Genomic DNA, 26715 nt, shown 5'->3' on the forward strand with positions numbered 1-26715 from the left:
CGTGCGCCGACGCATCATTAACCGCTTGTGATTAGGGCCGGGTCGAGCGTTGCTGCTCGGCCTGGCCAATAGGAGGGTGATGTCGCTTGAATGGAAATCTATTACGGCACGAGTTGTCCAAGATATTTGGCAATCCTATATTTGCGTTGACCCTTATGGTTGCAACTGCAATTTCGATGGCGGCTGCCATTGAGGCATGGTGGACGCTCGAGACTGAACGCAAACAGCTGCTATCTTTTGGCTACGGCATTGGTCTGCAGTCTCAGACATACCTCGGCCAAACGCGTGAAAGTAGCTTTGGTAACTGGATTGTTGTGGGCGCGAACGCGCCGTTGCTAGCGTCGGTGTTTTTCTATGCGCTGCCGTTGCTTGCCATGTTGGCCGGGTCGTGGTCATGCCTGTCCGAGCGTTTGAGCGGTTACGAGGCACAGATCTGCACGCGTGTTTCTAGAAATGCGTACGTGAACGTGAAGATGCTGTCTGCTTTCCTCTCTGCGTTTGCGGTCACGGCTATTCCGCTACTCGTGAACTTTCTGATTGTCTCCATGCTGTTTCCCGCGTATCTCCCCCGGGTCGATGAATCGACTTACGTCGGACTCTATCTGCATAGCTATTTTTCTGGTCTGTTTTATTCCCGGCCTCTGTTATACGTGCTGGTTTATACGCTGTTCGATGCGGTGACGCTGGGGGTTCTATCCATGGCCGTGACCGGTCTGTCGGTTGTGTTTCGCAGCAGAATCAAGGCGATGGTCGTTCCATATCTGATTATGGTTGCATGGCACTTTGTTAACGATTGGATTTTTAGCGTCCTTTCATGCGTCGGCTTTAACTGCAACATTCTTAACAGCATCAGGTCGGAATCGCTAAATAACTGGCCCGACATCCGAGCGGGGGTTGCGGAAATCATCTTGCTGTTCGTCTTTTCTTTGGTTTCCGCGAGATTCTTAAAAAGGCGCGAGGTGGTCTGATGCTGTTTAGGCTGGTCGCCGCGGACCTGAGGACCGTTTTGAAGAAGAACATCATCACTTTTATTGCAATTGCGGCAGTGACCGTTGCGAACTTGGTGTACGCCTACGGATTGTCTTCTGTGTATGGGGTTAGAACGGATACCTTGGGGTTTGCGGATAATCTTGCGCTCGTGTTTGCCGGATCTGCTCCGTTTGAGCCTAGGCCCGGGGTCATGTTTGTGCCTCCGCTAGGATGGCTATTTCTCATTCTGCTTATTCTCTATACAACACTCGACTATCCGACCGAATCGTTGCACGGGTTTGGTTTGCAAGCGCTTGTTCGATGCCGGGCAAGAACCCTTTGGTGGGTCTCGCGTTTTATCTTGGTGGCGGCAGTAACGGCATTTTCACTGCTCGTGGTGGTTTGCTCTGATGTGATTTGGAGCTTGGTGGTGAGCTCCTCGTTCAGCGCGGTCATTCATGGTGAGTCGCTTCAACTGGCTAATTTGGCGCCGTGGTTTCTCAAAGCTGCCGAGGCAGATGCGCTGCCGTTTTTCATAGGTCTCTTATTTGCTTTTGAGGCGCTTGCGTTTGCGCAGGCAGCGGTTGGGTTTGTGCTTGGGTCGTCAGTCTCGTTTGTGGTTTTAATGAGCTACCTGATCTGCTCGGCATATGCACGACATTGGGCGCTATTGGGTAACGCCTTGATGCTGTTGCGCTGGGGTGGAATTGTCAAAGAGGGAATCGCGGCGGGCTCGAGTGTCTTGTCATCAATTGGGCTTATGTCGTTATGCCTATCGTTGGGTGGACTGTGGTTTCGAAGGGCCGACCTTATAGAAAAGGGGGACAAGATATGAGTGTGATCGTAAGGGGCGTATCGAAGCGCATGGGTAAAAACGATGTCCTGCGCAACGTGTCCATCGAGGTTGACCCTGGGACCGTGGTCGGGCTTCAGGGGATAAACGGTTCGGGTAAGACCATGCTCATGCGAGCGGTTTGCGGGTTGATCAAGCCTACCGAAGGCGAAATCTCTATCGATGGCCAAAGGCTTGGGGCGGACATCTCGTTCCCGCCGAGTCTGGGGATGTTGATCGAGGCGCCTTCCTTTTTGGGATATCTGTCTGGCTACGACAATCTGAAGCTCATCGCTCAGATCAAGGGCGTTGCCACCCCCGAGGACATTCGCTCTGCCCTGCGGCTCGTGGGGCTCGATGCAGACGAAAAAAAGAAGTTCCGAGCATACTCGCTTGGGATGAAGCAGCGTCTGGGGATAGCTGCGGCAATTATGGAGAAGCCGAAGCTGCTTGTTCTCGATGAGCCAACGAATGCCCTCGACGAAGCGGGCGTTGAAATGCTCAAGCGCGTTGTGGCGATGGCGGCATCAACGGGTCGTGAGGTCCTTCTGTCCAGCCATGACGGAGAGGTGCTCGAGGAACTGGCCGATCGGGTTTACTGCATGCGCGACGGTGCCGTTGTGAAAGTTCGGGAAAGGTCGTGAGCGCGATGAAGAAGACCCTGTGGACGAGAAGATCGGCGCTCGCGCTTTTTTGCTGTGCTGCTACCGGCCTTGCGGGCATGAGGGTGAGCGTCGTTAACGGGAACCGGACGGTCATTCCTGAGAAATATTACGCGGAGGGCGAATGGCTCTCGATGGATGGAGCGTTTCTGGGGTCGAAGGATGTGGTGACTGATGGGTATTCGTTTTGCATAGACGGGGCAGAGTTGCTCACGCCGCGCGAGTATCTCAAACGAGCACATGACGATTATTCAAAATATGGCACCGTGGATACGAAAACGAGACTGAAGGATGCCGACATCACGTGCGTTATCGCCGTAAAGATGCGTGTCAGAAATAGGGATAATATCGACGGTGGAATCAAAGCGTATGTTTGGCATCTGGTTCCGGAGTCTGCGCCAAACTATGATTTTGTAGTCAATACCGATCTGATAACGCAAGCCATGCCGGTCCTTGGCGGCTCTGCTGCGTTTGCCGTGGAGGTTGGGGCAGAAAACGAGTTGCTCGTCCCATTTATGATGCAGAACACCAACGACTATTTCGAAGGTTACGAGACCGTCCGTTTTGAGAAAGCATTTCCCGGGACTTACACGATGAAGATGACCGATCTGCCGGAGCGGAGGCTCTTAAGGTTTGAAGTGAAATAGCTCGAGAGCAAGGCAAAACGGGTCCATTGGCGGTACGCGTGCCCGATTCCAGGCGCCCCGGCCCGGAATCGGGCGCGGGACGAGGCGCCTTCGGTGTCGGCCGGCCTACCGCTTCTTCTTGCTCTTCTTCTGCTTGCGCTGCTTGCCCTTGGTCTCCTGGGGCTTGTCGCCCTGTTTTGCTTCGGCAGCGGCCTTTTCTGCCTTCATCTTCTTGCGTTTGGTCTCGATGCGGAGTTTTTTGTTGATGCGCGCCTTAAGGAAGGGACCGAACTGCTCGGCATCGCCGCGGACAAAGGTGTCCTTAGGGATCGTCACGCCCTGGTCGGCGAACATGGCCACAAAGATGCGCTCGCCGTCGAGCACGTGGTCGAGCTTTTCAAACGGGAAGAACTGCGACTTGCCGCTCGTGCCCCAAACCATCAGGCCGTCCTCGTTGGCGGCGACGCGGCGATAGCGGCCACCCATGGACTCGTCGGCCTCAACGGCGTCGATAAAGTCGCGGGCGAGGGTGTGGTGCAGGTTTTTGCTCCACCAGGCCAAAAAGGCGCCGAATACGATCAAGACGACGCCAAACTTGATCCAGTTGCCGCCGGCCACCAGCATGCCGATGCCGATGAGCGCGGCAATTGCCGCGGCGACATACAGCGAGCCGCGACGCCTGGGCGAGGCGACCAGGCGGGCGAAGTCGGTGACGAGGTCGTTTTCGTATTGGTACTCGTTGAGGTACAGGATGCCGTCGTCGGCTGCGGCCTGCTCCTCGAGCGCGACCTCGACCTGGTCGGCTGCTTCGGAGGGAACGAGGTTGCTCTCTGCGTCTGCCATGCTCTTTGGACTCCTATCGCGGCGGGCTCGCCGTACGGGTTATTATGGAATGCAGTATGCCGTGCGACCGCATGGCCGCCGCGGCAACAAGACTCAGTATACCCGGGGGAGCACCCATGGAATCGTTGTACCGAAAGTATCGCCCGCTCACCTTTGACTCCGTGGTGGGCCAGCAGCATATCGTCTCGACGCTCGAGCACGCCATCACCGAGGGGCGCCTGTCCCACGCCTACCTGTTCTGCGGACCGCGCGGCACGGGCAAGACCACCATGGCGCGCATTCTGGCCAAGGCGCTGCTGTGCCGCAATGCCGAGGCGGCGCGCGCCGAGGGTGCAAGCGGCTGCATGCCCGACGGTACTTGCGAGGAGTGCGAGCTCATTGCCGAGGGTAACCACCCCGATGTCTACGAGCTCGATGCCGCCTCCCGCACGGGCGTGGACAATGTGCGCGAGGAAATCATCAACTCCGTCAACTTTGCCCCGGTGCGCGGCAAGTACAAGATCTATATCATCGACGAGGTCCACATGCTCACGACGGCGGCGTTCAACGCGCTGCTCAAGACGCTCGAGGAGCCGCCGGCACACGTGATCTTTGTGCTGTGCACCACCGACCCGCAAAAGATTCTGGAGACCATCCTCTCGCGCTGCCAGCGTTTCGATTTCCATCGCATCGGCAACGAGGATATCGAGCGTCGCCTGGCATACGTGTGCGAGCAGGAGGGCTTCGATTACGACGATGAGGCGCTGGCTATCGTGGCGCGCCATGCCAAGGGCGGTATGCGCGACGCGTTGTCCACGCTGGAGCAGCTGAGCGTCTTTGGCAACGGTTCTGTGCATGCGGACGACGCCCGCTCGCTTTTAGGCGAGGTTTCGGACCAGATTCTGGGCGAGTTTTCCCGCGCCATTGCCGATCGCGATGTTGCCGAGCTCTATGGACTGATCCGTGCGCAGGTCGAGGAAGGAAACGACCTGCTGGAGCTGACGCGCGACCTGGTGGCGCATGTGCGTGACGTGTACGTTGCCTGCGTTGCCGGTGCCCGTGCCGAGCTGTTTGAGGGCGGCTCCGAGCAGGCCGAGGCGCTTGCTGCCGAGGCCGCTGCCTTTGGCGAGCATCCTGCCGACCGCCTGGCCCGTGTGCTGACGGTGCTCGACGATGCCGCACTGGAGATGAGGGGCGCGAGCGACGTGCGCCTGGTGCTCGAGATCGCCTGCACGCGCCTGGCACGTCCCGAGGCCGATTTAACGATTGAGGCATTGGCCGAGCGCGTGGCCCGCTTGGAGGCCATGGTTGCCAACGGCGCCGTGCCGGCGAGCGTGGCTGCTGCTCAGGCCGCCGCGCCTGCAGCATCCGTACCCGCTGCTGCCCAACAGCCGACGCTAATTTCGGGCGCTCGTGCTGCCGCTCCGGCGGCATCCGCTGCCCCCGCTGCTACGTCCGCGCGCCAGGGCGGTATGCCTTGGGACCGTGGTGCTGCTGTTCCGGCTGCCCAGCCTGCGTCCCGTTCTGCGTCCGTGTCAGCTTCCAAGCCTGCAGCGCCTGCACCTCAGCCTGCGCCGACTCCGACGCCTCAGCCCGTTGCGGCTCCCGCGCCTGCCACCGCTCCGGCACCTAAGCCCCAGTCCAACAATGCCGCCCAGGTTGCCGCCGCCGGTACTGCCGAGACGCCCGCGGTCGAGGATGCCGGAGAGCTGCAGCGCAAATGGGCCGAGGTTGTCGAGCGTGTCAAGGCGCGTCAGGCTTCCTACGCGGGGCTTTTGCTCAATGCCCGCGCCACGGCTGACGACGGCTCCAGGCTCACGGTCTCGTTCCCCGCGGGCTCGACCTTTGCCATCAAGATGCTTGGACGCGCCGACACGCAGTCGGTGGTCCTGCCGACAGTCAGTGCGGTCTTCGGTCGTCGTACCGTCGACTATGTCCTGGATGGGGGTGGCACGCCGGCTCCTCAACATGAGGAGCATTCTCCATCTGCACGGGCTGCGGTATCTGCGGACCCGCAACCCGTGTCCTCGGCGGCCCCTGCATCCTCGAGCGCCAGCGCGACGCAGCCAAAAGCAGCACCGATAGCGGCGCCGACCCCGTCGGCGCCTAAGCCCGTCATGGCCAAACCGGCTGCTCCGACACCCGCGCCCAAGCCTGCCTCGCCCGCGCCCAAGTCGTCTGACCTGGGCAAAGCCCCCTGGCTGCGCTCCGACAACCCCGCCGGCGCTCCTGCCACGGGCAAGCTCCCGACCGAGCCCGCGCCCCGAGCGCCCGAGCGCGCGTCCGCTCCCAAGGCTCAGCCCGCCGCGCCGTCTGCGCCATGGGAATCCGAGCAGGTTCCCTACGACGATGCCATGGTTGGCGGTTTTGTTGCCGATGCTGGTGGGGACGATCTGCCTCCGTTCGACGTGCCGGGTGCGGCGTCCGCGCCCAAGTCCGCTGCAACTGCCCCCAAAGAGGAGGACGCTCCTGCAGCTCCCTGGGAGTCCAACTCCGGTGCGGGCGGCCCCTTCGGCCATCAGGGTGCAGCCCCGAGCATCCCGCAGACCGAGGACGAGGCCAAAGCCCTCATCCGCAGCGTCTTCGGCCAGTCCACCATCTTCAAGCCGGTGGAGTAGCTGCGCAGGCGGGTATACTGCTCAAGAAGAGAACCCCTTGCCCGGGCGCATCTGTATTTCGGACATGTGCAACGTGGTGCCGCGTATATCGCATTCGAGCAGACAGGCGCGTGACGGTCGGCCTAGGATGCTGAGGTCGATACGATACGTCGCATGGCTGTCCGTGTACTCGACTTGCTCGGCGTTGACGGTTGCTCCGATTGTAAATAAAGAGCCCAGTTCGGCATCGACAATCTTGGAGTCCTTTATCTTGACCTTGAACTCTTGGTAGAGGGACGGGCTGTTGTAGTAAATGGTTCGGGTTCCGTCGGTGCATTCATCGGTCGTCTCCCATTTGACGACGGGCTGGTCCGAGCTGGCTATCAGCAGTTCTGCTCCAAAAGCTATGGCATGGGTGATGATAACCAGTAATACCCAGACGACAAAGAGATAGAGAACCACATATGCAACGGGGTGTTTTGAGCGGATGTTTTGGAGTACGGCTGGGACATTCACGAGGGCACCTCCAAATCGTCATCTATGACAATCAAATTATACCCAGCCGCCATGCGTGCCGCCTCGAGCAGCGGCTCGGCATTTTGCCATGTAGCCTTGTAGCCCTACGCATAAACTGCCTGGTTCCAGCTCTGCTAGATGTAGCTTGAGATAATTATGCAACCTTGCATAATTCGACCTTGCATAATCTTGGGCGTGCGTCACGCTCAAGGACATGTATATCGACTGAGGTAGCGTGTCCGCCCCGCTTGCTTGCCCCGCGCCGTGGTACGATTTTTGAGTTTGAAAGTCCCGTCGCGCTCCGGCTGCCCTTGCAGCTTGTCGCGCGGCCGCACGTAAAGGAGCCATCATGGCCGGTATGAACATGCAGCAAATGATGAAGCAGGCTCGCAAGATGCAGGAGCAGCTTGCCGCCGCGCAGGAAAACCTTAAGTCCCAGACCGTCGACGCCTCTGCCGGCGGCGGCATGGTCAAGGTGACCGTTAACGGCGAGATGGAGCTCGTCAACCTCACCATCGACCCCGATGCCCTCGATCCCGAGGACGTCGATATGCTGCAGGACATGATCATGGCTGCCGTCAACGAGGCCGTCCGCGGTGTCAACGAGCTCGCCAACAAGCAGATGGGCGCCATCACCGGCGGCCTCAACATCCCGGGCATGCCGTTCTAAGACACGCATATATATGAGTGCCAACCATAGTCTGCAAAAATTGCTCGATGAGCTGGGCCGTCTGCCGGGCATTGGTCCCAAGTCGGCCCAGCGCATCGCCTATTACCTGCTCGAGGCCGATGCCGAGGAGGCGCGCCGCCTGGCCGAGGCTATCCTGGAGGTTAAGCAGGAGGTTCACTTTTGCAGCCGCTGCTTTAACTACGCCACGGCCGACGAGTGCTCCATCTGCCAGGATTCGATGCGCGATACCACTCGCATTTGCGTGGTGGGCGAGCCGCGCGATGTCCAGGCGATTGAGCGCACGGGCAGCTACCACGGTCTCTACCACGTATTGGGCGGCGTGATCAGTCCCATGGACAAGATTGGTCCCGAGCAGTTGCACATTCGTGAGCTGCTGGCACGCTTGGGCCACGAGGACATCCACGAGGTCATCATCGCCACCAACCCCAATATCGAGGGCGAGACCACGGCGAGCTACCTGGCCCGCACTATCAAGCCGCTGGGCGTTGAGGTATCGCGTCTGGCGAGCGGCCTTCCCGTGGGCGGCGACCTGGAGTATGCCGACGAGCTTACGCTTGGGCGCGCCATCGAGGCCCGTCGCACGATTTAGGTGGCGAGCCTGCTCCTGCCGTATGTCTTCATCGCGACGCACGGGGTAGCCATAATTTCCCCGTGCGACTGTAAGTTTGTTGTGCAACAAAGATGCTTTGTATCCGCTTATCGCATGGATGCTTCCACTTGCATCCTTAATTTGCCCATTCGTTGCGCAACCTTTTGGGTTCGCTGATACACTCAAATATGGATTCGAATGAATGCGCCGCTCCCGAGCGGCGTGTTTTTGTTGGAGGAGAACGCATGCGGCCCGGTGGCACTCAGACAAAGCGCGGCGCCGCGGTGCGCATGCGACGCCGACTGGGCTTGGCGCCGCGGGCGTACGCACTGCTGTCTTGCTCGCTGGTGCTGGTCATAGCTGGCGTTTCTGCCTATGGCATGACCGTGCCGTCCATGATGCAGGCACATGCCGCACGCGAACCGCGCGTGGGGCATGAGGTCAAAAGTGACCTGGGGACCACGACTGGATATGCTTGGGCAAGTGTGGTCGCGCATATTGTGTTTGGCACCGGCGACGCGGACGGCGCCGAGGCCCCGGACAACGAAGTCACGCTTGCCAATGGCAAAACCATCGTGCTCACCAACACCAAGATCATCGATCGGTTGTCCAACAATAGCGTGGCGGCAACGGTGAATAAGGTCGAGCAGCAGAAGGAGCAGGACGCCCAGCAGTCCGGAAAGCCCGGTAGCTCGGATACTTCTGGCTCCGGCTCGGATTCGTCGAGTTCGGGCGGTGGCTCTGGGTCGGGTTCCTCTGCCGGAGGGTCTGGAAACGGCGGCTCGACGGGCGGCAACACTGACAACGATGCAAACTCCGGTGGCCTTTCCGCTGCTGAGGAAGAGAGCATTCACAGCTGGCTTGTGACCAAGTACAACATGCTCGACGGCTATGTTTCTCGTGCCAATGACGTGGTCTCGACCTATAACTCTACGGGAGATCCCAGGCCGTGCGACAGCCTGGTCGGGGAGATGTTTGTCATTCGAGCCGAGTTCGGTCGTCAGACATTCTCGCCCCGGTCAAAGTGGTATCAGCAGTATGCCAATCTGTGGGGCTGTTACACCAACCTATGTCAATGGGTCGGCCATTACGGCGATGATGACGTCGCGCTCGGTAATTTCAACAATAACGTGGCGGCGCTTGCCCTATGATGACCGATCTTGCATCCACCACACCACAATCGCTCGGTCGCGATCCCATGGTCGGCCTGCGCCTGGCGCGTGTCGACGGGTTTGAGCCGGCCATTGCGCTCGGTCAGGACGAACTGCCTGCCTATCTGCGTCGTTTTACGATACTGTTTGCCGACGATGCCACCATGCGCCGTGGCGGTATCGGCCGCGTGACGCGTGCCGTCAACGCCCAAGGCGAGGCCGTGGCACTCAAGCAGCTCATCTTGCCAACGTGCGATGAGTTTGACGATGCCGCCGCCCATGAGGCGCTGGTCGCCAAGTTCAAAGCGGCGTTTCGCGAGGAATACGAATGCCATCGCGCCCTTTCGGGCCTTAAGGGCTTTCCCCGCCTCTATGGCTGGGGCGAGGTCGACGGTGTGCCTGCAATTGTCATGGAATGGGTCGAGGGCGAGACGCTCGCCCGCTTGCGCTCGCGCTTTGCCGTGGACGATGCCGGCCGCCTATCGCCGCTTGTGGCGGCGCGTCTGGGTCGCGACCTGTTCGATCTGCTCTGCCGTATGAGCCTGGTGGGCGAGGGCTTTGTCCATCGCGATATCTCGCCCGCTAATATTATGGTGCGTACGGCGCGTCTACCGCTTGACCGGCAGCTTGCCGAGGGCACCTTTGACCTGTGCCTGATCGACTTTGGCTCGTCGCTGGCGCTTGAGCCTGCGTCGGCCGTGGCCGGTACCGGCGGCAAGGCGTCGTTTACGGAGCGTTATGCCACGCTGCGTCGCGCGACGGTTGCCTATGCCCCGCCCGAGATGCTCACCGACGATATTCCCGACCTGCGCGCTTTGCGTATGTCGCCGGCGATTGACGTCTATGCCGCGGCAAGCACGGTTTACGAGCTCATTGCCGGCGCCGCGCCATACGAAGCCGCGCCGAGCACTTCGGGCACCTCGGGTTCGCGCAAAAAGACGCGCGACATCGCGAGCCCCTACCGTCTCAAGATGGACACGCGGCCCGACTATCCCATTGGTGCCCATGCGCCCGGTTGTGATTTGACGCAGCTGCTTCATCGCGAGCCCGATGTGGCGCTCGCCGCGGCCGAGCAGGCCCAGCAGCTGGGGCTTGAGCCGGATTCCGAGGAGCTACGCGATGCGCTGGCGTTTGTCGATGCCCAGCTGTTCGACGTGGTGATGGCCTGTCTGTCCAGCCATCAAAAAGATCGTCCCGAGCCGGCGGCGGTCGAGGCGGCGCTCTCGGCGTTTTGTGACCACTATGCGCAAAATGTCGGTCGTTCGCTCCGCGGCGAGCCGCTCACGCCGTGCCCCATGGATGCGTCCGGCCGCGCGGTTCGTCGCGCGCTGATGGTCGGCGCGGCGGTCGTCTGTGGCGTGGTTTGGGCTGCGGTCGTGGTTTCGGCCGCGCTGCTGGCGTCGGGCGCTCGCGTGACGGCGACTTTGGGATCGCTCGTGTGGTCTGGGTCGCTACCGGGTGTTATTGCCGCACTGGCGCTGGCGCTGCCAGGCATGGCCGGCGTTGCCGCGGGGGCACTTGCGCGCGATCGACGCTCGGGGTTCCTGCAGGGTGTGCTTGCGCTTTCTGCCTGCGAGGTTCCGGTACTGGTTGTGACTGCATGTAGCGTATTTTCCCAACGCGCCGTGATGGGCGGCCTTGTTGCCGCTTTGGTTGCAACCTATACGCTTACGTGGTTTTTGCTTGCGATGGGCTTTGCCTTTGAACTTCCCGTTTCGGCACCGCGACGCACAAAAGCCCAGATGGCGACTCCGCTTGCCGGTGGAGCCGCAGCTGCCCGTACTTTTGGCGGACCTGTCGAAGTATCGTCCGATTCTATTTCTACGACCAAGGAGGCCTAGGTCATGGCATCTCAAGTTGAGCTCACCCCATGCGGGGCCATGTTTGACATCTTTAAGCGCGCGGCGCATCTGAGCCATATCGAGCTGTGCGGCTTGGTGCTTTCGTCCCGTCCGCTCGCCGACGGCCGCAGCCCGCAGAGCCGAGCCGCCGATCGCTCTTGGGTTTCCCGCTTTATCGTTCGCGCGCCGGTCGGCACGCTTCAGCAGCGCTACTTTGCCGAATACGGTACCTCGGCTGCGCGTATTATGTCGCAACTGGCCCTGCGCCAGCGCAATCCCATGGACTCCACGGCTGTAATCAATATGGTGTGCGGTCCTGCAGGTGAACCGATGGTACGCGCGCTCGAAGAGTGCCACCAGGACACGAATCTCTATCGCAACGCGCTCGATCGCCTGTCCCAGGCGGCGGAACTCATGCCCGCCGAGCGCGCCGAGGCCGTGCTGGTGCTGTTTGTCGCCGTCGGTTGTTCGGCGGATGTGCGGTCCTCGGTGAACTATGCCATCGACTACGCGCACGCGACCTGTGGCGGAGGCACCTCCACGCTGCGTTCGCTTGGCATGTCGATGACCGCGGGCGAACGCGACCCCGCCCCGGCGCACCCTTTGGGCTTGCTGCGCATACAAAACAGTTTTGTCGTGAGTGCCCCGCGCTGGATTCAGCCGAGTGAGCAGGGTGTTGAGATTGGCGCGCTGGCCACTGGTGAGGGCGATATTACCGACGTCGGCGACGATGTCTCGGCCCGCCATGCCCATATCTGGTGCGATGCTCAAAATATCTGGCACGTCGAGGACTTGTCGTCCACCAACGGAACCGTGGTGGTAAACGGGGCCACGCGTGTCTGCATTCAGGTCGAGCCCGGCCGTTCCGCCCAACTCAACCCCGGCGACGAGCTCAAACTCGGCGAATCCACCACCTACGCCATCCTGCTCGGCGCCCTCTAGCCGGCAGTTAGGGACGTTCCTTTCCTGCCGGTACTTGGGGACACTCCTTGGCGCGTCAGAGCCAGTCGTCCGGGGATGGAGGGACCATTCTGGCCTTTGGCGGTCACCCGAGGTAAACCTTTACCGCCCGCCTATATTTGTCGAAATTACACTTAACGGCGGGGTACAATAAACCCGCATGCGGATTTCCGTTGCGGGCGCTTCCCATCGCCGGGGCGTGCCCGGGAGCATCCGGCATGCGGCCTTTGCGGCGCTCGGTCATGTGCAAGACGGGCGGTCGGGTCTGTGGGGCGCATCAGCTGCCCCTCGCCTCGGCATGTCTTCTCTCCACGCCATGTACCTGCTGCTGAGCCTGCCTGCCAGATGATTGGAAGCAACAGCGAAAATCCCATCACGCCAACATCCCGGCGATCGCCGGGGCCTGTATACCTATATGAGAGGAGAGGGGTATATGGCGCGTAAGTTTAAGTCTATGGACGGCAACGAGGCGGCCGCATATGTTTCGTATGCGTACACCGAGGTAGCGGGAATCTATCCCATTACGCCGTCCAGCCCGATGGCCGACCATGTCGACCAGTGGGCGGCCCAGGGTCGCAAGAACATCTTCGGCACCCCGGTCAAGGTCGTCGAGATGGAGTCCGAGGCAGGTGCAGCCGGTACCGTTCACGGTTCGCTGGGCGCCGGTGCTCTGACCACCACCTACACGGCTTCTCAGGGCCTGCTCCTGATGATCCCGAACATGTACAAGATCGCGGGCGAGCAGCTCCCGGGCGTCTTCCACGTCTCCGCGCGTTGCGTCGCTTCCCACGCCCTGAACATTTTTGGCGATCACTCCGACGTCATGGCCTGCCGTCAGACCGGCTTCGCCATGCTCGCCGAGGGCAACGTCCAGGAGGTCATGGACCTCTCGCCGGTGGCCCACCTTGCCGCCATCGAGGGCAAGACTCCGTTCCTTAACTTCTTCGACGGCTTCCGCACCAGCCACGAGATCCAGAAGGTCGCCATGTGGGACTACAAGGATCTGGCCGAGATGTGCGACATGGACGCTGTCCAGGCTTTCCGCGACCACGCGCTCAACCCTGAGCACCCGCACACCCGCGGTAGCCACGAGAACGGCGACATCTTCTTCCAGAACCGCGAGGCCTGCAACAAGGTCTACGACGAGCTTCCCGCCGTCGTCGAGGGCTACATGAAGAAGATCAACGAGAAGCTCGGCACCGATTACGGCCTGTTCAACTACTACGGCGCTCCCGATGCCGATCGCGTCGTCGTGTGCATGGGCTCCTTCTGCGACGTGCTCGAGGAAGTCATCGACTACCTCAACGCTCACGGCGAGAAGGTCGGCCTGGTCAAGGTTCGCCTGTTCCGTCCGTTCTCCATCAAGCACTTTGTCGACGTTCTCCCCGAGACCGTCAAGAAGATTGCCGTCATGGACCGCACCAAGGAGCCGGGTTCCATCGGCGAGCCGCTCTACCAGGACGTCGTCTCCGCTCTCTACGAGGCCGGCAAGACGGGCATCAAGGTCGTCGGCGGCCGTTATGGCCTGGGCAGCAAGGACACGCCTCCCGCGTCCGCGTTCGCTGTCTTCGAGGAGCTCAAGAAGGACGAGCCCAAGCGCGAGTTCACCATCGGCATTGTCGATGACGTGACCAACCTGAGCCTGCCCGAGGCCGAGGATGCGCCCAACACCGCAGCCCCCGGCACCATCGAGTGCAAGTTCTGGGGTCTGGGTGGCGACGGTACCGTCGGCGCCAACAAGAACTCGATCAAGATCATCGGCGACCACACCGACAAGTACGTTCAGGCCTACTTCCAGTACGACTCCAAGAAGACCGGCGGCGTCACCGTTTCGCACCTGCGCTTTGGTGATTCTCCGATCCGTTCGCCGTACTACGTGACCAAGGCCGACTTTGTCGCTTGCCACAACCCCAGCTACATCGTTAAGGGCTTCAAGATGGTCCGCGACGTCAAGCCGGGCGGCACCTTCTTGGTCAACTGCCAGTGGAGCGACGAGGAGTTCGCCGAGCACATGCCCGCCGTGGCCAAGCGCTACATCGCGAACAACAACGTCAACGTCTACCTGATCGACGCTATCGACCTGGCCGCTAAGGTCGGCATGGGCAAGCGCACCAACACGGTGCTCCAGTCCGCCTTCTTCGCGCTGGCCAAGGTCCTGCCCGCCGAGGACGCCCTGCAGTACATGAAGGACGCGGCTACCAAGTCCTACATGAAGAAGGGCCAGGCTATCGTCGACGCCAACCACAAGGCCATCGATGCCGGCGCTACCGCCTTCCGTAAGTTCGAGGTTCCGGCCGACTGGGCAACTGCCGAGGATGCCGCTCCCGTCGAGCTCTCCGAGGAGACCAAGTCCGCCATCGCCCAGCAGGTCAAGAACCTGCTCGAGCCCATCGATCGCATGGATGGCGACAGCCTGCCCGTTTCCGCCTTCGTCGGTTGCGCCGACGGCCAGTTTGAGCTGGGCGCCTCCGCACACGAGAAGCGCGGCGTCGCCGTGGTCGTTCCTCACTGGGACGAGACCAAGTGCATCCAGTGCAACCAGTGCGCCTATGTGTGCCCGCATGCCACCATCCGTCCGTTCGCGATGACCGAGGACGAGGCTGCCGCCGCGCCCGAGGCTACCCGCACGCTCGACGCTATGGGCCCCAAGGCCAAGGGCATGAAGTTCACCATGGCCGTGTCCCCGCTCGACTGCATGGGCTGCACCAACTGCGTCAAGGTCTGCCCCAAGGGCGCCCTCGAGATGGTTCCCACCGAGCAGGAGATGGACCAGCAGCCCGTTTGGGACTACATGGTCGAGAACGTCTCCGAGAAGAAGGAGCTCATCGCGGCCAACGTCAAGGGCAGCCAGTTTAAGCAGCCCTACCTGGAGTTCTCCGGCTCCTGCGCCGGCTGCGCCGAGACCGCCTATGCACGTCTGGTGACCCAGGTCGCCGGCGACCGCATGTTCATCTCCAACGCCACCGGCTGCTCCTCCATTTGGGGCAACCCCGCTGCCACCGCTCCTTACTGCAAGGATAAGGACGGTCACGGCCCGGCGTGGAATAACTCCCTGTTCGAGGACAATGCCGAGCACGGTCTGGGCATGGCCGTCGGCTACGAGGCCGTTCAGCACAAGCTGATTGCCGCTACCCAGGACATCATCGCTGCCGATGGCCCGTCCGATGAGCTCAAGGCCGCCGGCCAGGCTTGGATCGACTCCGTCAATGACGCCGAGGCCTCCAAGACCGCTGCCGCTGCCTACGTTGCCGAGCTCGAGAAGTGCGGCTGCGACGCTTCCAAGGCGATCCTCGCCGACAAGGCTTACCTCACCAAGAAGTCCTTCTGGATCTTCGGCGGCGACGGTTGGGCCTACGACATCGGCTTCGGTGGCCTGGATCACGTCCTGGCTTCTGGCCACAATGTCAACGTCTTCGTCTTCGACACCGAGGTTTACTCCAACACCGGCGGTCAGGCCTCCAAGGCCTCGAACCTGGGCCAGGTCGCTCAGTTCGCCGCTGCCGGTAAGGTGACCAAGAAGAAGTCCCTGGCCGAGATTGCCATGAGCTACGGCTACGTCTACGTGGCGCAGGTCGCCATGGGCGCCAACCCGGCTCAGACCCTCAAGGCCATTCACGAGGCCGAGGCCTACGACGGTCCGTCCCTCATCATCGGCTACAGCCCCTGCGAGATGCACTCCATCAAGAAGGGCGGCATGCAGAACTGCCAGGCCGAGATGAAGAAGGCTGTCGAGTGCGGTTACTGGAACCTCTTCCGCTTCAACCCCGAGGCTGCTGCCGGCAAGAAGTTCTCGCTCGATTCCAAGGAGCCCGCGGGCGGTTATCAGGAGTTCCTGATGAACGAGGCCCGTTACGCTTCGCTGACGCGTTCCTTCCCCGAGCGCGCCGAGGAGCTCTTCAAGGAGAACGAGCAGGCCGCTATGGACCGCTACGCTCACCTGCTGAAGCTCAAGACGGTGTACAACGAGGCCTAGGTCTCCCACCGCAGGATCTGAGGGCTGACCTTCGCGGACGTCCTCGGACATGAAAGAACCCCCGCTGCGCACTACGTGCGGCGGGGGTTCTTTCGTCCTGCGGAGTGTCCGCGAAGGTTAGCCCCCAGACCCTGCTACGACTACGTCCTCGGATTGTGGGGCTGAACGAGGGGCGTGGTTGGTGGGGCCTTTTATCCCGGTCGCTGTTTCGCGGCTTTGCCGCGAAATCACGCGCTGCTTTGGGCATAGAGGGGGACCTGGTTGCGGACTCAGATGACCTAGAGAGATATGGGTGCAAACGAGAAATCGTTGTTGGGGTCGTCCTTTTCCATAAACTCATCGAGACAGAATGTCATATAGATTGGAACGTAAAGGATCTTGCCCTCTTTGCAAAGGTTTTCGTGGCTCAGCACAACGGCCTCGGGAATTTTGTACTCGCCCACACTCATCAAACGGTCGAGGGCTGCATGTGCTCGAACTTTCTTGCCCGATTTGACTTCGATTGGGACAACATGCCCGCGGGCACCTTCGATTACAAAGTCGACTTCACCGACCTCACGCGTTTGGTAGTACCACGTATCTGCTCCGAGGGCAACGAGTTCCTGTGCGACCACGTTCTCATAGAGGCCGCCGAGGTTGGGGGTTTTCATGTCAAGGTAGACGGCGCGTGCCGTGCTGCCGGGATACCGCGATGCGAGCATGCCTGTATCGGACTCGTATAGTTTAAAGGCCGTCGTTTTCTCCGTCCTCTTGAGAGGACTTCGTGCCTCCGTCACCTGGGGGACCATCAATCCAACGCCTGCGTTCACCAGCCATAGGAAATCCTGCTCGTATTTTTGAAGACGAGCTCCCTCGCCTAGAGACGAGACGATAAAGCGATGGGACTCCGCCTCAAGCTGAACGGGAATTTGCTCGAAAATGGAGCGAACGTTAAACGCTCGAGTCGATGCATATTTAGAGATATCGCTTTTGTACTGATCGACTAGCTGAATTTGAAGCTCACGCGTTCTCACGAGCGAATAGCCCGAATCGATATAGTTCTGAACGACCTCCGGCATGCCGCCGCAAACGATATAGGCTCTAAAGTTTTTGAGCATCGCCTCATGAATATAGTTTTCGACGGGACGTCTCTCGACAAGGCGGCTGCGAATATCTGCAAGCACATTTTCGCTGACGCTGTTTGCCCAACAAAACTCTTCAAAATCCATCGGCCGCATAACAATGTGCTCGACATACCCTACCGGAAAAGAAGAGATCCCCTTAAACTCAGTCCCAAGCATAGACCCCGAGAAGACATAGCTAAAGCGTCCGTCCTCGACCAGCGCCTTCATAAGTGTAACGATCTGCGGATACTCCTGAATCTCATCGACGAAGATAAGCGTGTCTCCTTCAACAAGCGGTGCATTCGCAAGAAGGGCCACACGGTTGATGAAGTCAATGGAGTTCTTAGCGCCAACAAGTACGTCTCTTGCCTCGGCATCAAGTAGCAGATTGACCTCATAATACGAAGCGTAGTTGCTCTTTCCAAACGCGCGAATCGCATAGCTCTTGCCAATCTGACGCGCACCGGTAACAAGCAGGGCCTTATGGGAGTTATTCTTCCAGCTCAAAAGCCTATCAGTGACCTTGCGGCGTAGCATTAAAACACCTCATTGACAAAAATTGGCAAATAGATTTGCCCCTAATCATACAAAAATTGACAAATAGATTTGACCCAAATCATACAAAAATTGGGAAATAGCAAAGCTCACTTAGGCCTCAAAGCCAGCGAGCCAGCACGGTACTTTGCGAAAAGGCTGGCGGCGCCGTTGTTGAGGGTGGCCAGGTTGACAGTGGCGCCGTTAGCGTTCTCGGCTGCTTGGGCGCGCAGGAGCGAAAGGGCGTCGGCAGCGTTCATGCAGAAGCCGACGGTAAAGTTCCATACTGCGAACTCGCAGTCGCTTGCCGCGGGGTGAAGCGCGATCGGCTATCCCTTATGTTGGATGAAAAGCCCCATGTTTTTGCAGGGGTGCATACTCGTCAAATTAATGTATAGAATCGCGTATAGTGCGAGTAAGATATTGCGCTGTCCGTTTTGTGTTTAGCAAAGATATAGTTTGCATAATCTGGTCTAATCCCTGCTCTATTTAAATAAAGTTGCACGTAAATGGCGTAGATGTGCCTGAACTGGGCTTCTTTACGCTGAGCGGGTAAAATCGACCGTTCGCCGCTTAGGTATTTTCAAAATGAATAAAATGAGCGATAAAGAGAATATAAACCTTAATAAACTCGCGTATCGCACGGACGCGGGTTATTAATGGGTTGTAGGCCTTTTACAGAAAGGATTCCAGCAATGTCTAAGCCTCTTGGCAAGCCCGATCGTATTGTCGTCGCCCTTGGCGGCAACGCCCTCGGCAACAACCCCGTCGAGCAGATCGAGGCCGTGAGCAACACCGCCCACGCTCTCCTCGGTCTCATCGAGCAGGGCAACGAGATCATCATCACCCACGGCAACGGCCCGCAGGTCGGCATGATCCAGAACGCCTTCGCCGCCGCCCACGATGCCATCGGCACCCCCGAGATGCCGCTGCCCGAGTGCGGCGCCATGTCCCAGGGCTACATCGGCTACCACCTGCAGCAGGGCATCGGCCGCGAGATGCACAAGCGCTATAAGCGTTGGCACGCCGCAACCGTCGTCACCCAGATCGAGTGCGATCCGGATGATCCCGCGTTCAAGAACCCGACCAAGCCGATCGGCCCCTTCTACACCGAGGAGCAGGCCAAGGAGTTCATGGCCGAGGATCCCTCCAAGGTCTTCGTCGAGGACTCCGGCCGCGGCTGGCGTCGCGTCGTCGCCTCCCCCGATCCCAAGAAGATCGTCGAGGCCGACTCCATCCTCAACCTGCTCGACAACGAGTTCATCGTCATCGCCTGCGGTGGCGGCGGCATCCCCGTCGTCCGCGACTACGAGAACAAGGGCTGCTACAAGGGCGTCCCCGCCGTCATCGACAAGGACCTGGGCGGCGAGCTGCTGGCCGAGGACTGCGACGCCGACGTCCTGTTCCTGCTGACCGCCGTTGAGCATGTCGCCATCAACTTTGGCAAGCCCAACCAGGAGGAGCTCGAGGACATCACCGCCGACGAGGCCGAGCGCCTGGCCGACGAGGGCCAGTTCGGCAAGGGTTCCATGGAGCCCAAGGTCCGCGCCGCCATCAAGTTTGCCCGTTCCCGCAAGGGCCGCACCTGCATCATCGGCGCCCTGGACAAGGCCGCCGAGACCATGGCCGGCCTCTCCGGTACCCGCATCCACGAGTAGTCTCTACTCTGTTGCCTCTCTCGTGGGCGCCAGGCAAAGCGCCCACAAACTAGCCTCTCTTCATGAGCCCCGCGGTCCGCTCCGACTGCGGGGCTTTTGCTGTTGAGGTGACTGTTCATGGGTGGTCATTGGGGACAGACTTAAATGAGTGGTCGCCCAATGACTACTCATTTAAGTCTGTCCCCAATGACAAGATCCGATCCAATTAGATGCTCAGGTCATGGGATGCCTGAAACCAGACGATGACTCCGAGAATCCTGATTCGGCGTTTGTCCAGCACAATATCCGGTTCCGATGTGCGATATGAGTAGGATGACAGCATCACTGTGTTCGTGCCGGTGCTATACCGCCGTATGACCACTCTGGAATTATCGGACAAGGCGAGGACGGAGCATCCGTTCCAGGGCTTCAGGTTGGGGTCCACTAGGAGAAAGGATCCCATCGGATAGCATTTGGACATGGCAGATGTGTCCATTTGAACAAAGAAACACCCACGATGTTTTTTGAATACGGATGAGGGGAGCGCCGTTGTTCCGGTCTGCTTAAGTCCTGTTCTGCCTCCATTCATCTGGATTTTAAATACATCGCAAAGGGAGTCAGTAGCAGTTTCCTTGGAATTCGGCTTCCGTCCTCCGTGGTCGAGCTTTGCGGCAAGCCCTGCGGTTTCTGATGCGAGGTCGTCAAGCTGCAGATTGAATTTCGAAACGATCTTGAGCAGTGTCGACCGGCGGATGGCATAGCGGTCCTTTTCCCAACGGCATACCGTTTCTTTGGAGACGCCGACGAGTGCCGCGAACTCCTCCTGCGTGAGCTGGTCGCGCTTGCGAAGCGCCTTTATGTTTTGACCCGTTCCCATGTTATGAAGCGCGGACGAGGGGAAGGCAGAGGCAGTTGGGGCCGCCAAAGCCGTTTGTCAGCTCGAAGATGGAGATGGGAACAAGTTCAATACCGGCCTGCTCCAGTGCCTTGTTCGTCTCGGTGTTCTCTTCGTATACGCAGACCTTGCCGGGCTCCAGGCAAAGCGTGCTTATAGCATTGTTGGTTCTTTCGACCTCTGCCGCTCCGGGATTTGAGCCGCCGCAAGGGATAAATTGCGGTGAACTTAAACCCAGGGCTAATCCCAGCGCTTCTTTTAGTCCGCCTTCGACATGACGCGCCCGGGTTGTCCTTTCCGATCTGCCTCGTGTAATGCAGTAGACCCGCGCTTGGTCCAGGAGCTCCCGGTCAATGAGGAATGTCTCATAGTTAACACGAGCAAAGTATGTGTCGAGATGAATGCAGAGATCATCGTAGGGAACCTCAATGGCCCATACGGACTCAATAGTCGAGTTCTCGTCCCAGAGCAAGTTGTTCGCTAGGGTGTCTATAGCTGCTGGCTCGGTTCGTTGAGAGATGCCAACGGCTACATTTTCGCTGTTGAGGTTGTGAAGGTCGCCGCCTTCAATGTGGTAAGTCGATTCATGCTTGAAGAACTGAGGAGTCTCGCGGAAATCCGGATGATAGTTAAAAATCGTTTTATAGGCGATAACCTCACGGTTGCGCTCTGGCCAGTACATATGGTTGAGCGTGACACCTTCGCCGATGACGCTTGCTGGATCGCGCGTAAACCACATGGTGTTAAGGGGGGCTATGAGAAGGTCGTCGGGTGAGTATGCGTCTCCCGTCAGCTTTGAGAGGCTGAACACCTCCTTGTTCGTGTCGAAGACCTGGGAGTAGCGAACGCCGTTGACGGCTGCCTGGACCAGGTCGCGGGAACCTTCGATATGCTCAAGATACTCGCGAATGGCGGACTCGAGCTCCATGCCCCTCGCGCCGCATTCTGAAATGTAGCTATCGATAAAAGAGCGACGCGCTTGCTCTGTCGCATCAAGGGCTTCGGTAAGAAGGTTCTCGAGATAGAGAATCTCTACTCCTTCGTGCTCGAGCATTGCCGAGTAAGCATGATGCTCCCCAAGAGCCTTTTCAAGATCAAATGAATTGCTAGAAGGGCGTAGCGTAAAGACTTGATTGAACTGGCCGTCGGGGTAGTTGCGCGTTTCGGGGCCGGGGCAGTGCAGCAGGACCCTTTTTAGCTTTCCTATTTCGTTTTGAACATGCAATGCGGACATGTGACCTCGCTTTGGCGATGAGTATTGATCGCTTCCATAGTGTCACATTAGAAGCTTGTTTCAATTTACATCATGTTTGCCACAGGAGAATGGCACGACCCAAGTAAATAAGTGACGTTAAACATCTATCAAAAGTGATAATTGATGAATTACGTCAATCTAAAGTCCGTTTACGGGTCGATGCGCTTCGCTGGCGGGCGAAGAGACGGAAGGGTGTTTTGCGCGATGACACAATGGCTTTGCCGGCAACGAAAAACCCCTGAATTAAGGAGGAGAGATGGCAGAGACAGAAAAGAAGCGCACTCTTCGAGTCCCGCACGTGTACACCATCATTCTCGTCTTGATGGCCGTATTTGCCGTTCTGACCTGGGTCGTGCCTTCGGGTTCGTTTGAGCGCCAGGAGGTTAACGGTCGCGAGGTAACGGTCTCGGGCACCTATGAGCCTGTCGATAAGGTCTATACGGACGAGGACGGCAACGAGGTCGATCTTCGCCAAGGCATCTTCGAAGTACTTGAGGCCCCTGCGATCGGCATCCAGCAAGCGGTCGAGGTCGTTGCATTCATTATGATCGTGGGAGGTTCCTTCCAGGTCATCACGGCGACCGGAGCCATCACGAGCGGCGTCGCCCGAGTGGTGAAGAAGTTCAAGAGCAAGGACGTCCTCATCATTCCGATCCTAATGGTGCTTTTTGCTTTGGGCGGCAGCACCTTTGGTATGGCAGAGGAGACGCTTCCGTTCTTTGCGATTCTTATGCCGATCATGATGGCCATGGGCTTCGACTCAATTACAGCGTTCATGACGGTGTTTGTGGGTGCCCGTATCGGATACATCGCATCTACCGTAAACCCGTTCAACGTCCTGATTTCCCAGGGCATCCTCGGTATCCAGGGCAACCCCCAGCTTTGGTTGCGTACTATCGCCCTTGTCGTGCTCACTGCAGTTGCCATCGCATGGGTTGTGATGTATGCCCTCAAGGTTAAGAAGAATCCCGAGGCATCCCCAGCTTTCCACGATGATATCGAGAAGCGCAAAGAGTTTGGTGCGGACGAGAATCTCCTCGATAGCGAGTTCACCGGTAGGCAGAAAGCCGTTATGGTTATTTTCGTGCTTGGACTTGCCGCCATCATTTGGGGTCTGGTGGCCCAGGGCTGGTACATGAACGAAATCTCTGCGATTTTCTTGGCCATGGCCCTTCTTTCGGGTGTTGTTTCCGGGATGAATGAGAAGGAGATCGCTGGCGAGTTCGTTAAGGGAATTGCAGACTTCGCGTTCTCTGCCATCGTTGTTGGCCTCGCCCGCGGAATCCTCGTAATCGCCAATGACGGCCTCATCATCGATACGATTCTCAACACGCTCGCCACGGCTCTCTCCGGAGTTCCGGCAGTTATCTTTTCGAGCATTCTCTATGTCGTGGATAACCTTCTGTCGATCCTCGTTCCGAGCTCCTCGGGCATCGCTGCTCTTACGATTCCCATTTTCGGCCCGCTTGTTGAGCTGATGGGCTTAAACCCCGAGGCCGCAGTTACTGGTCTTTCCATGGGCAGCGCGGCCATGTCTCTCATTTCGCCAACAAGCGCGATGCTCGTTGCCGGTCTTGGCGTCTGCAAGATTCCGCTAGGCCAGTGGTGGAAGGTCGCTTGGAAATTCTTCCTGGTCGTAAGCGTTATCTGCATGGCATTCACTGCGGTTTCGGGTCTTATCCCCCTGCCGTAAATGCAAAACCCCACATACAAGTTGTGAGAAAGAAGGATAGAGATGAACAAAGGACTGAACGTTCATAGCGAGATTGGCGCCCTCAAGAAGGTGTGCGTCCATCGCCCCGGTATGGATCTTGTAAACATGAAGGCGGAGGATTTCGACCGCGTTTGGATTCACGACGCGTTCTATCTGGACTATGCCCAGAAAGAGCACGATCAGTTTACCGACCTTCTTCGCGGCGCTGGCGCCGAGGTCGTCTATATGGAAGAGCTGCTCGCTGAGACGTTTGACAAAGTCGAGGGCACTCGCGCAGAGTTCATGACGAAGTTCATGGGTGAGTCCGGCATCTCCAACGCGGCCCTTCGCCAGGCCGTTGTCGAGAAGCTTGATTCGATTAAGGACAACAAGGAGTTTGTCCTTGCTGCCATGGGCGGACTGTATGTGCGCGACCTCGAGATCCCGCATGTCGGCGGCTCTCTTGCCAGCTTGGACGGCGATGAGCTGAAGGGCGACGACATGGTCCTCTTCCCCATGCCCGCCTCGTATTTCTCCCGTGATCCCCTGGCTGTCGTGGGCAAGGGCGCTACCATGAACCGCATGTACTGGAATCAGCGCAATCGCGAGGTAATCTTCTACGAAACGGTGCTCCGCAACCATCCCGATTACGCCGGTAGCCCCATCTGGTACGACCACAATAGCGAGTGGCATATCGAGGGCGGCGATATTCTCAACATCAACGCCAAGACGCTCGCCATCGGTATTTCCGAGCGTACCCAGACTGCGGCCATCGATGAGCTCGCCAAGAATATGTTCTGGGGTTCTGATGAGGCCGAAATCGAGAACATCTATGCCATCAAGATTCCGCACGGCTATGCCTACATGCATCTCGACACCGTTTGCACGCAGGTCGATCGCGATAAGTTCACGGTCTATCCCGGCATCTACCAGACGCTTCGTGCCTACCGCCTGACCAAGGGCGATTCGGAGGGGGAGGTGCATATCGAGGAGCTCGAGGGCACCCTGCAGCATATTCTCGAGCTTGCGACGGGTATGGACCACATCACCATGATTGAGTGCGGTGGTGGCGATCCGATCGAGGCTTCCCGTGAGCAGTGGAACGATGGTTCCAACACTCTTGCGGTCGCACCGGGCAAGGTCTGCGTGTATGAGCGCAACGTTGTCACCAACGATGCTCTTTACAAGGCCGGCGTCGAGCTGCTCGTCGCCCCCTCCGAGGAGCTTTCTCGCGGTCGCGGCGGCCCGCGCTGCATGACCATGCCGTTCTGGCGTGAGGAAATCTAGTCAGCGTTAGCGTATCTGGGCGGCGCGTGTGCGTCTGCGCCGCCCATCCCTCCTTGTGTGTTCCAACAACCGAAAGGACTCAAATCATGGCTCTTAATCTTTCTGGTCGAAGCGTTCTTACCCTGCTTGACTTTACGTCCGAGGAAATCGAGTACATGCTCGACCTCTCAAAGAACTTCAAGGATATGAAGCGCGCCGGTTATCCGCACCGCTTTCTCGAGGGCAAGAACATTGTCCTGCTGTTTGAGAAGACCTCAACGCGCACGCGCTGTGCCTTCGAGGTCGGCGGTATGGACCTGGGTATGGGTGTGACCTACCTCGACCCCGGCTCGTCGCAGATGGGCAAGAAAGAGTCCATCGAGGATACCGCCCGCGTGCTCGGTCGCATGTATGACGGTATTGAGTATCGCGGCTCCGACCAGTCGATCGTCGAGGAGCTTGCCGCCAAGGCTGGCGTTCCCGTCTGGAACGGTCTGACCAACGAGTACCATCCCACCCAGGCCCTTGCCGACATTCTTACCATGCGTGAGGAGTTTGGCGACACGCGCGGCATGAAGCTCACCTATATGGGCAAGGAGCAGGGCAACGTCAGCGACTCCCTGATGGTTATCTGCGCCAAGCTCGGCATTAACTTCTGCTCCTGTGGACCCAAGGGCGATGTCGAGGGCGCCACGCACTTCGATCCCGAGCTTCTTGAGCGCTGCCAGGAGATCGCCGCTCAGAATGGCTGCACGATCCAGCTCACTGAGGATATCGACGAGGGCGTCAAGGATGCAGACGTGATCTATACGGACGTTTGGGTCGGTATGGGCCAGGCTGAGGAGCTGTGGAAGAGCCGAATCGATCTTCTCTCTCCCTATCGAGTAACGCCCGAGGTCATGGCCAAGGCAAACCCCGGCGCCATCTTTATGCACTGCCTGCCGAGCTTCCACGATACGCAGACCACCATCGGCGCCGAGATTGCCGAGAAGTTCGGCGTGACCGAGATGGAGGTTTCCGACGAGGTCTTTGAGAGCGCGCAGTCTCGTGTGTTCCAGGAGGCCGAGAACCGCATGCATACCATTAAGGCCATGATGTACGCGACGCTTCGCTAGTAGCTGGGAAGTGAACGAATACTATGAGTAAACCGTACGGTAAGCCCGACCGCATCGTCGTCGCCCTTGGCGGCAACGCCCTCGGCAACAACCCCGTCGAGCAGATCCAGGCCGTGAGCAACACCGCCCACGCGCTCCTCGGTCTCATCGAGCAGGGCAACGAGATCATCATCACCCACGGCAACGGCCCGCAGGTCGGCATGATCCAGAACGCCTTCGCCGCCGCCCACGATGCCATCGGCACCCCCGAGATGCCGCTGCCCGAGTGCGGCGCCATGTCCCAGGGCTACATCGGCTACCACCTGCAGCAGGGCATCGGCCGCGAGATGCACAAGCGCTATAAGCGTTGGCACGCCGCAACCGTCGTCACCCAGATCGAGTGCGACCCCGACGACCCCGCGTTCAAGAACCCGACCAAGCCGATCGGCCCCTTCTACACCGAGGAGCAGGCCAAGGAGTTCATGGCCGAGGATCCCTCCAAGGTCTTCGTCGAGGACTCCGGCCGCGGCTGGCGTCGCGTCGTCGCCTCCCCCGACCCCAAGAAGATCGTCGAGGCCGACTCCATCCTCAACCTGCTCGACAACGAGTTCATCGTCATCGCCTGCGGTGGCGGCGGCATCCCCGTCGTCCGCGACTACGAGAACAAGGGCTGCTACAAGGGCGTCCCCGCCGTCATCGACAAGGACCTGGGCGGCGAGCTGCTGGCCGAGGACTGCGACGCCGACGTCCTGTTCCTGCTGACCGCCGTTGAGCATGTCGCCATCAACTTTGGCAAGCCCAACCAGGAGGAGCTCGAGGACATCACCGCCGACGAGGCCGAGCGCCTGGCCGACGAGGGCCAGTTCGGCAAGGGTTCCATGGAGCCCAAGGTCCGCGCCGCCATCAAGTTTGCCCGTTCCCGCAAGGGCCGCACCTGCATCATCGGCGCCCTGGACAAGGCCGCCGAGACCATGGCCGGCCTCTCCGGTACCCGCATCCACGAGTAGTC

The 26715-nt window shown here is 59.2% G+C and carries 22 protein-coding genes; 16 read left to right on the forward strand and 6 right to left on the reverse strand.

The window, feature by feature from the left end; translation table 11 throughout:
* Positions 1-86 precede the first annotated feature (86 nt).
* From PMX72_RS01420 to PMX72_RS01435, 4 genes are read left to right on the forward strand one after another with little or no spacing between them, the layout of a single operon-like run.
* Positions 87-968 carry a hypothetical protein gene (locus tag PMX72_RS01420; protein WP_271746119.1) on the forward strand — a complete coding sequence of 294 codons (882 nt, stop codon included), beginning with the start codon at positions 87-89 and terminating at the stop codon, positions 966-968.
* 38 nt (positions 969-1006) lie between these two features.
* Positions 1007-1804, forward strand: coding sequence for a hypothetical protein (locus PMX72_RS01425; protein ID WP_271728895.1), 798 nt, complete (start codon positions 1007-1009; stop codon positions 1802-1804).
* On the forward strand, positions 1801-2445 hold the full coding sequence (locus tag PMX72_RS01430; protein WP_089573263.1) for an ATP-binding cassette domain-containing protein: 645 nt from the start codon (positions 1801-1803) through the stop codon (positions 2443-2445). The genes PMX72_RS01425 and PMX72_RS01430 overlap by 4 nt, the downstream gene beginning before the upstream one ends.
* Positions 2446-2450: 5 nt before the next feature.
* Positions 2451-3110 carry a DUF5028 domain-containing protein gene (locus tag PMX72_RS01435; protein ID WP_117773741.1) on the forward strand — a complete coding sequence of 220 codons (660 nt, stop codon included), beginning with the start codon at positions 2451-2453 and terminating at the stop codon, positions 3108-3110.
* Between the two features lie 105 nt (positions 3111-3215).
* On the opposite strand, the gene PMX72_RS01440 is transcribed toward PMX72_RS01435, so the two are convergent.
* Complete coding sequence (locus PMX72_RS01440) at positions 3216-3932, reverse strand: hypothetical protein (RefSeq protein WP_089573261.1); 717 nt, start codon at positions 3930-3932, stop codon at positions 3216-3218.
* A gap of 116 nt (positions 3933-4048) precedes the next feature.
* Here PMX72_RS01440 and dnaX point away from each other — a divergent pair, with 116 nt between their 5' ends.
* Positions 4049-6529 carry a DNA polymerase III subunit gamma/tau gene (gene dnaX / locus PMX72_RS01445; protein ID WP_158551940.1) on the forward strand — a complete coding sequence of 827 codons (2481 nt, stop codon included), beginning with the start codon at positions 4049-4051 and terminating at the stop codon, positions 6527-6529.
* 21 nt (positions 6530-6550) lie between these two features.
* Here dnaX and PMX72_RS01450 read toward each other — a convergent pair whose 3' ends face one another.
* The gene (locus PMX72_RS01450) at positions 6551-7024 is read right to left on the reverse strand and encodes a hypothetical protein (RefSeq protein ID WP_117648547.1); all 474 of its coding nucleotides are present in this window, start codon (positions 7022-7024) and stop codon (positions 6551-6553) included.
* Positions 7025-7373: 349 nt separating this feature from the next.
* Here PMX72_RS01450 and PMX72_RS01455 point away from each other — a divergent pair, with 349 nt between their 5' ends.
* From PMX72_RS01455 to nifJ, 6 genes are all read left to right on the forward strand, one after another.
* Positions 7374-7694, forward strand: coding sequence for a YbaB/EbfC family nucleoid-associated protein (locus PMX72_RS01455; protein ID WP_006235174.1), 321 nt, complete (start codon positions 7374-7376; stop codon positions 7692-7694).
* A gap of 13 nt (positions 7695-7707) precedes the next feature.
* Positions 7708-8304 (forward strand): recombination mediator RecR, encoded by a 597-nt coding sequence (recR, locus tag PMX72_RS01460; RefSeq protein ID WP_089573257.1) that lies wholly within the window; start codon positions 7708-7710, stop codon positions 8302-8304.
* A 245-nt stretch (positions 8305-8549) separates the two neighbouring features.
* Complete coding sequence (locus tag PMX72_RS01465; protein ID WP_117564927.1) at positions 8550-9455, forward strand: hypothetical protein; 906 nt, start codon at positions 8550-8552, stop codon at positions 9453-9455.
* Complete coding sequence (locus PMX72_RS01470) at positions 9452-11296, forward strand: serine/threonine protein kinase (protein WP_271746120.1); 1845 nt, start codon at positions 9452-9454, stop codon at positions 11294-11296. Before PMX72_RS01465 ends, PMX72_RS01470 begins: the two co-directional genes overlap by 4 nt.
* A gap of 3 nt (positions 11297-11299) precedes the next feature.
* Entirely contained in the window at positions 11300-12238 is a 939-nt protein-coding gene (locus PMX72_RS01475; RefSeq protein WP_271728899.1) for an FHA domain-containing protein, read from the forward strand.
* Positions 12239-12689: 451 nt separating this feature from the next.
* Complete coding sequence (gene nifJ, locus PMX72_RS01480) at positions 12690-16229, forward strand: pyruvate:ferredoxin (flavodoxin) oxidoreductase (RefSeq protein ID WP_271728901.1); 3540 nt, start codon at positions 12690-12692, stop codon at positions 16227-16229.
* A gap of 278 nt (positions 16230-16507) precedes the next feature.
* Here nifJ and PMX72_RS01485 read toward each other — a convergent pair whose 3' ends face one another.
* On the reverse strand, positions 16508-17869 hold the full coding sequence (locus PMX72_RS01485) for an ATP-binding protein (protein ID WP_271728902.1): 1362 nt from the start codon (positions 17867-17869) through the stop codon (positions 16508-16510).
* Positions 17870-17976: 107 nt separating this feature from the next.
* On the reverse strand, positions 17977-18126 hold the full coding sequence (locus PMX72_RS01490) for a hypothetical protein (protein WP_156333784.1): 150 nt from the start codon (positions 18124-18126) through the stop codon (positions 17977-17979).
* Positions 18127-18561: 435 nt separating this feature from the next.
* Here PMX72_RS01490 and arcC (PMX72_RS01495) point away from each other — a divergent pair, with 435 nt between their 5' ends.
* On the forward strand, positions 18562-19524 hold the full coding sequence (gene arcC, locus PMX72_RS01495; RefSeq protein ID WP_055310076.1) for a carbamate kinase: 963 nt from the start codon (positions 18562-18564) through the stop codon (positions 19522-19524).
* A 205-nt stretch (positions 19525-19729) separates the two neighbouring features.
* On the opposite strand, the gene PMX72_RS01500 is transcribed toward arcC (PMX72_RS01495), so the two are convergent.
* Positions 19730-20380, reverse strand: a complete 651-nt coding sequence (locus PMX72_RS01500) for a LexA family transcriptional regulator (protein ID WP_117584182.1) — start codon at positions 20378-20380, stop codon at positions 19730-19732.
* 1 nt (position 20381) lies between these two features.
* Positions 20382-21632, reverse strand: a complete 1251-nt coding sequence (locus PMX72_RS01505) for an arginine deiminase (protein ID WP_117584181.1) — start codon at positions 21630-21632, stop codon at positions 20382-20384.
* 277 nt (positions 21633-21909) lie between these two features.
* On the opposite strand from PMX72_RS01505, the gene PMX72_RS01510 reads away from it, so the two are divergent.
* The 4 genes from PMX72_RS01510 to arcC (PMX72_RS01525) all read left to right on the forward strand — a co-directional run bounded on the left by PMX72_RS01510 (position 21910) and on the right by arcC (PMX72_RS01525) (position 26713).
* Complete coding sequence (locus PMX72_RS01510) at positions 21910-23346, forward strand: YfcC family protein (protein ID WP_271728903.1); 1437 nt, start codon at positions 21910-21912, stop codon at positions 23344-23346.
* A gap of 42 nt (positions 23347-23388) precedes the next feature.
* Positions 23389-24633 carry an arginine deiminase gene (locus PMX72_RS01515; protein WP_271728904.1) on the forward strand — a complete coding sequence of 415 codons (1245 nt, stop codon included), beginning with the start codon at positions 23389-23391 and terminating at the stop codon, positions 24631-24633.
* 86 nt (positions 24634-24719) lie between these two features.
* On the forward strand, positions 24720-25727 hold the full coding sequence (gene argF / locus PMX72_RS01520) for an ornithine carbamoyltransferase (RefSeq protein WP_117584179.1): 1008 nt from the start codon (positions 24720-24722) through the stop codon (positions 25725-25727).
* 23 nt (positions 25728-25750) lie between these two features.
* Positions 25751-26713 carry a carbamate kinase gene (gene arcC, locus PMX72_RS01525; RefSeq protein WP_271728905.1) on the forward strand — a complete coding sequence of 321 codons (963 nt, stop codon included), beginning with the start codon at positions 25751-25753 and terminating at the stop codon, positions 26711-26713.
* Positions 26714-26715 lie beyond the last annotated feature (2 nt).

Source organism: Collinsella aerofaciens (assembly GCF_028207065.1).
Taxonomy (GTDB): Bacteria; Actinomycetota; Coriobacteriia; order Coriobacteriales; family Coriobacteriaceae; genus Collinsella; species Collinsella aerofaciens_AR.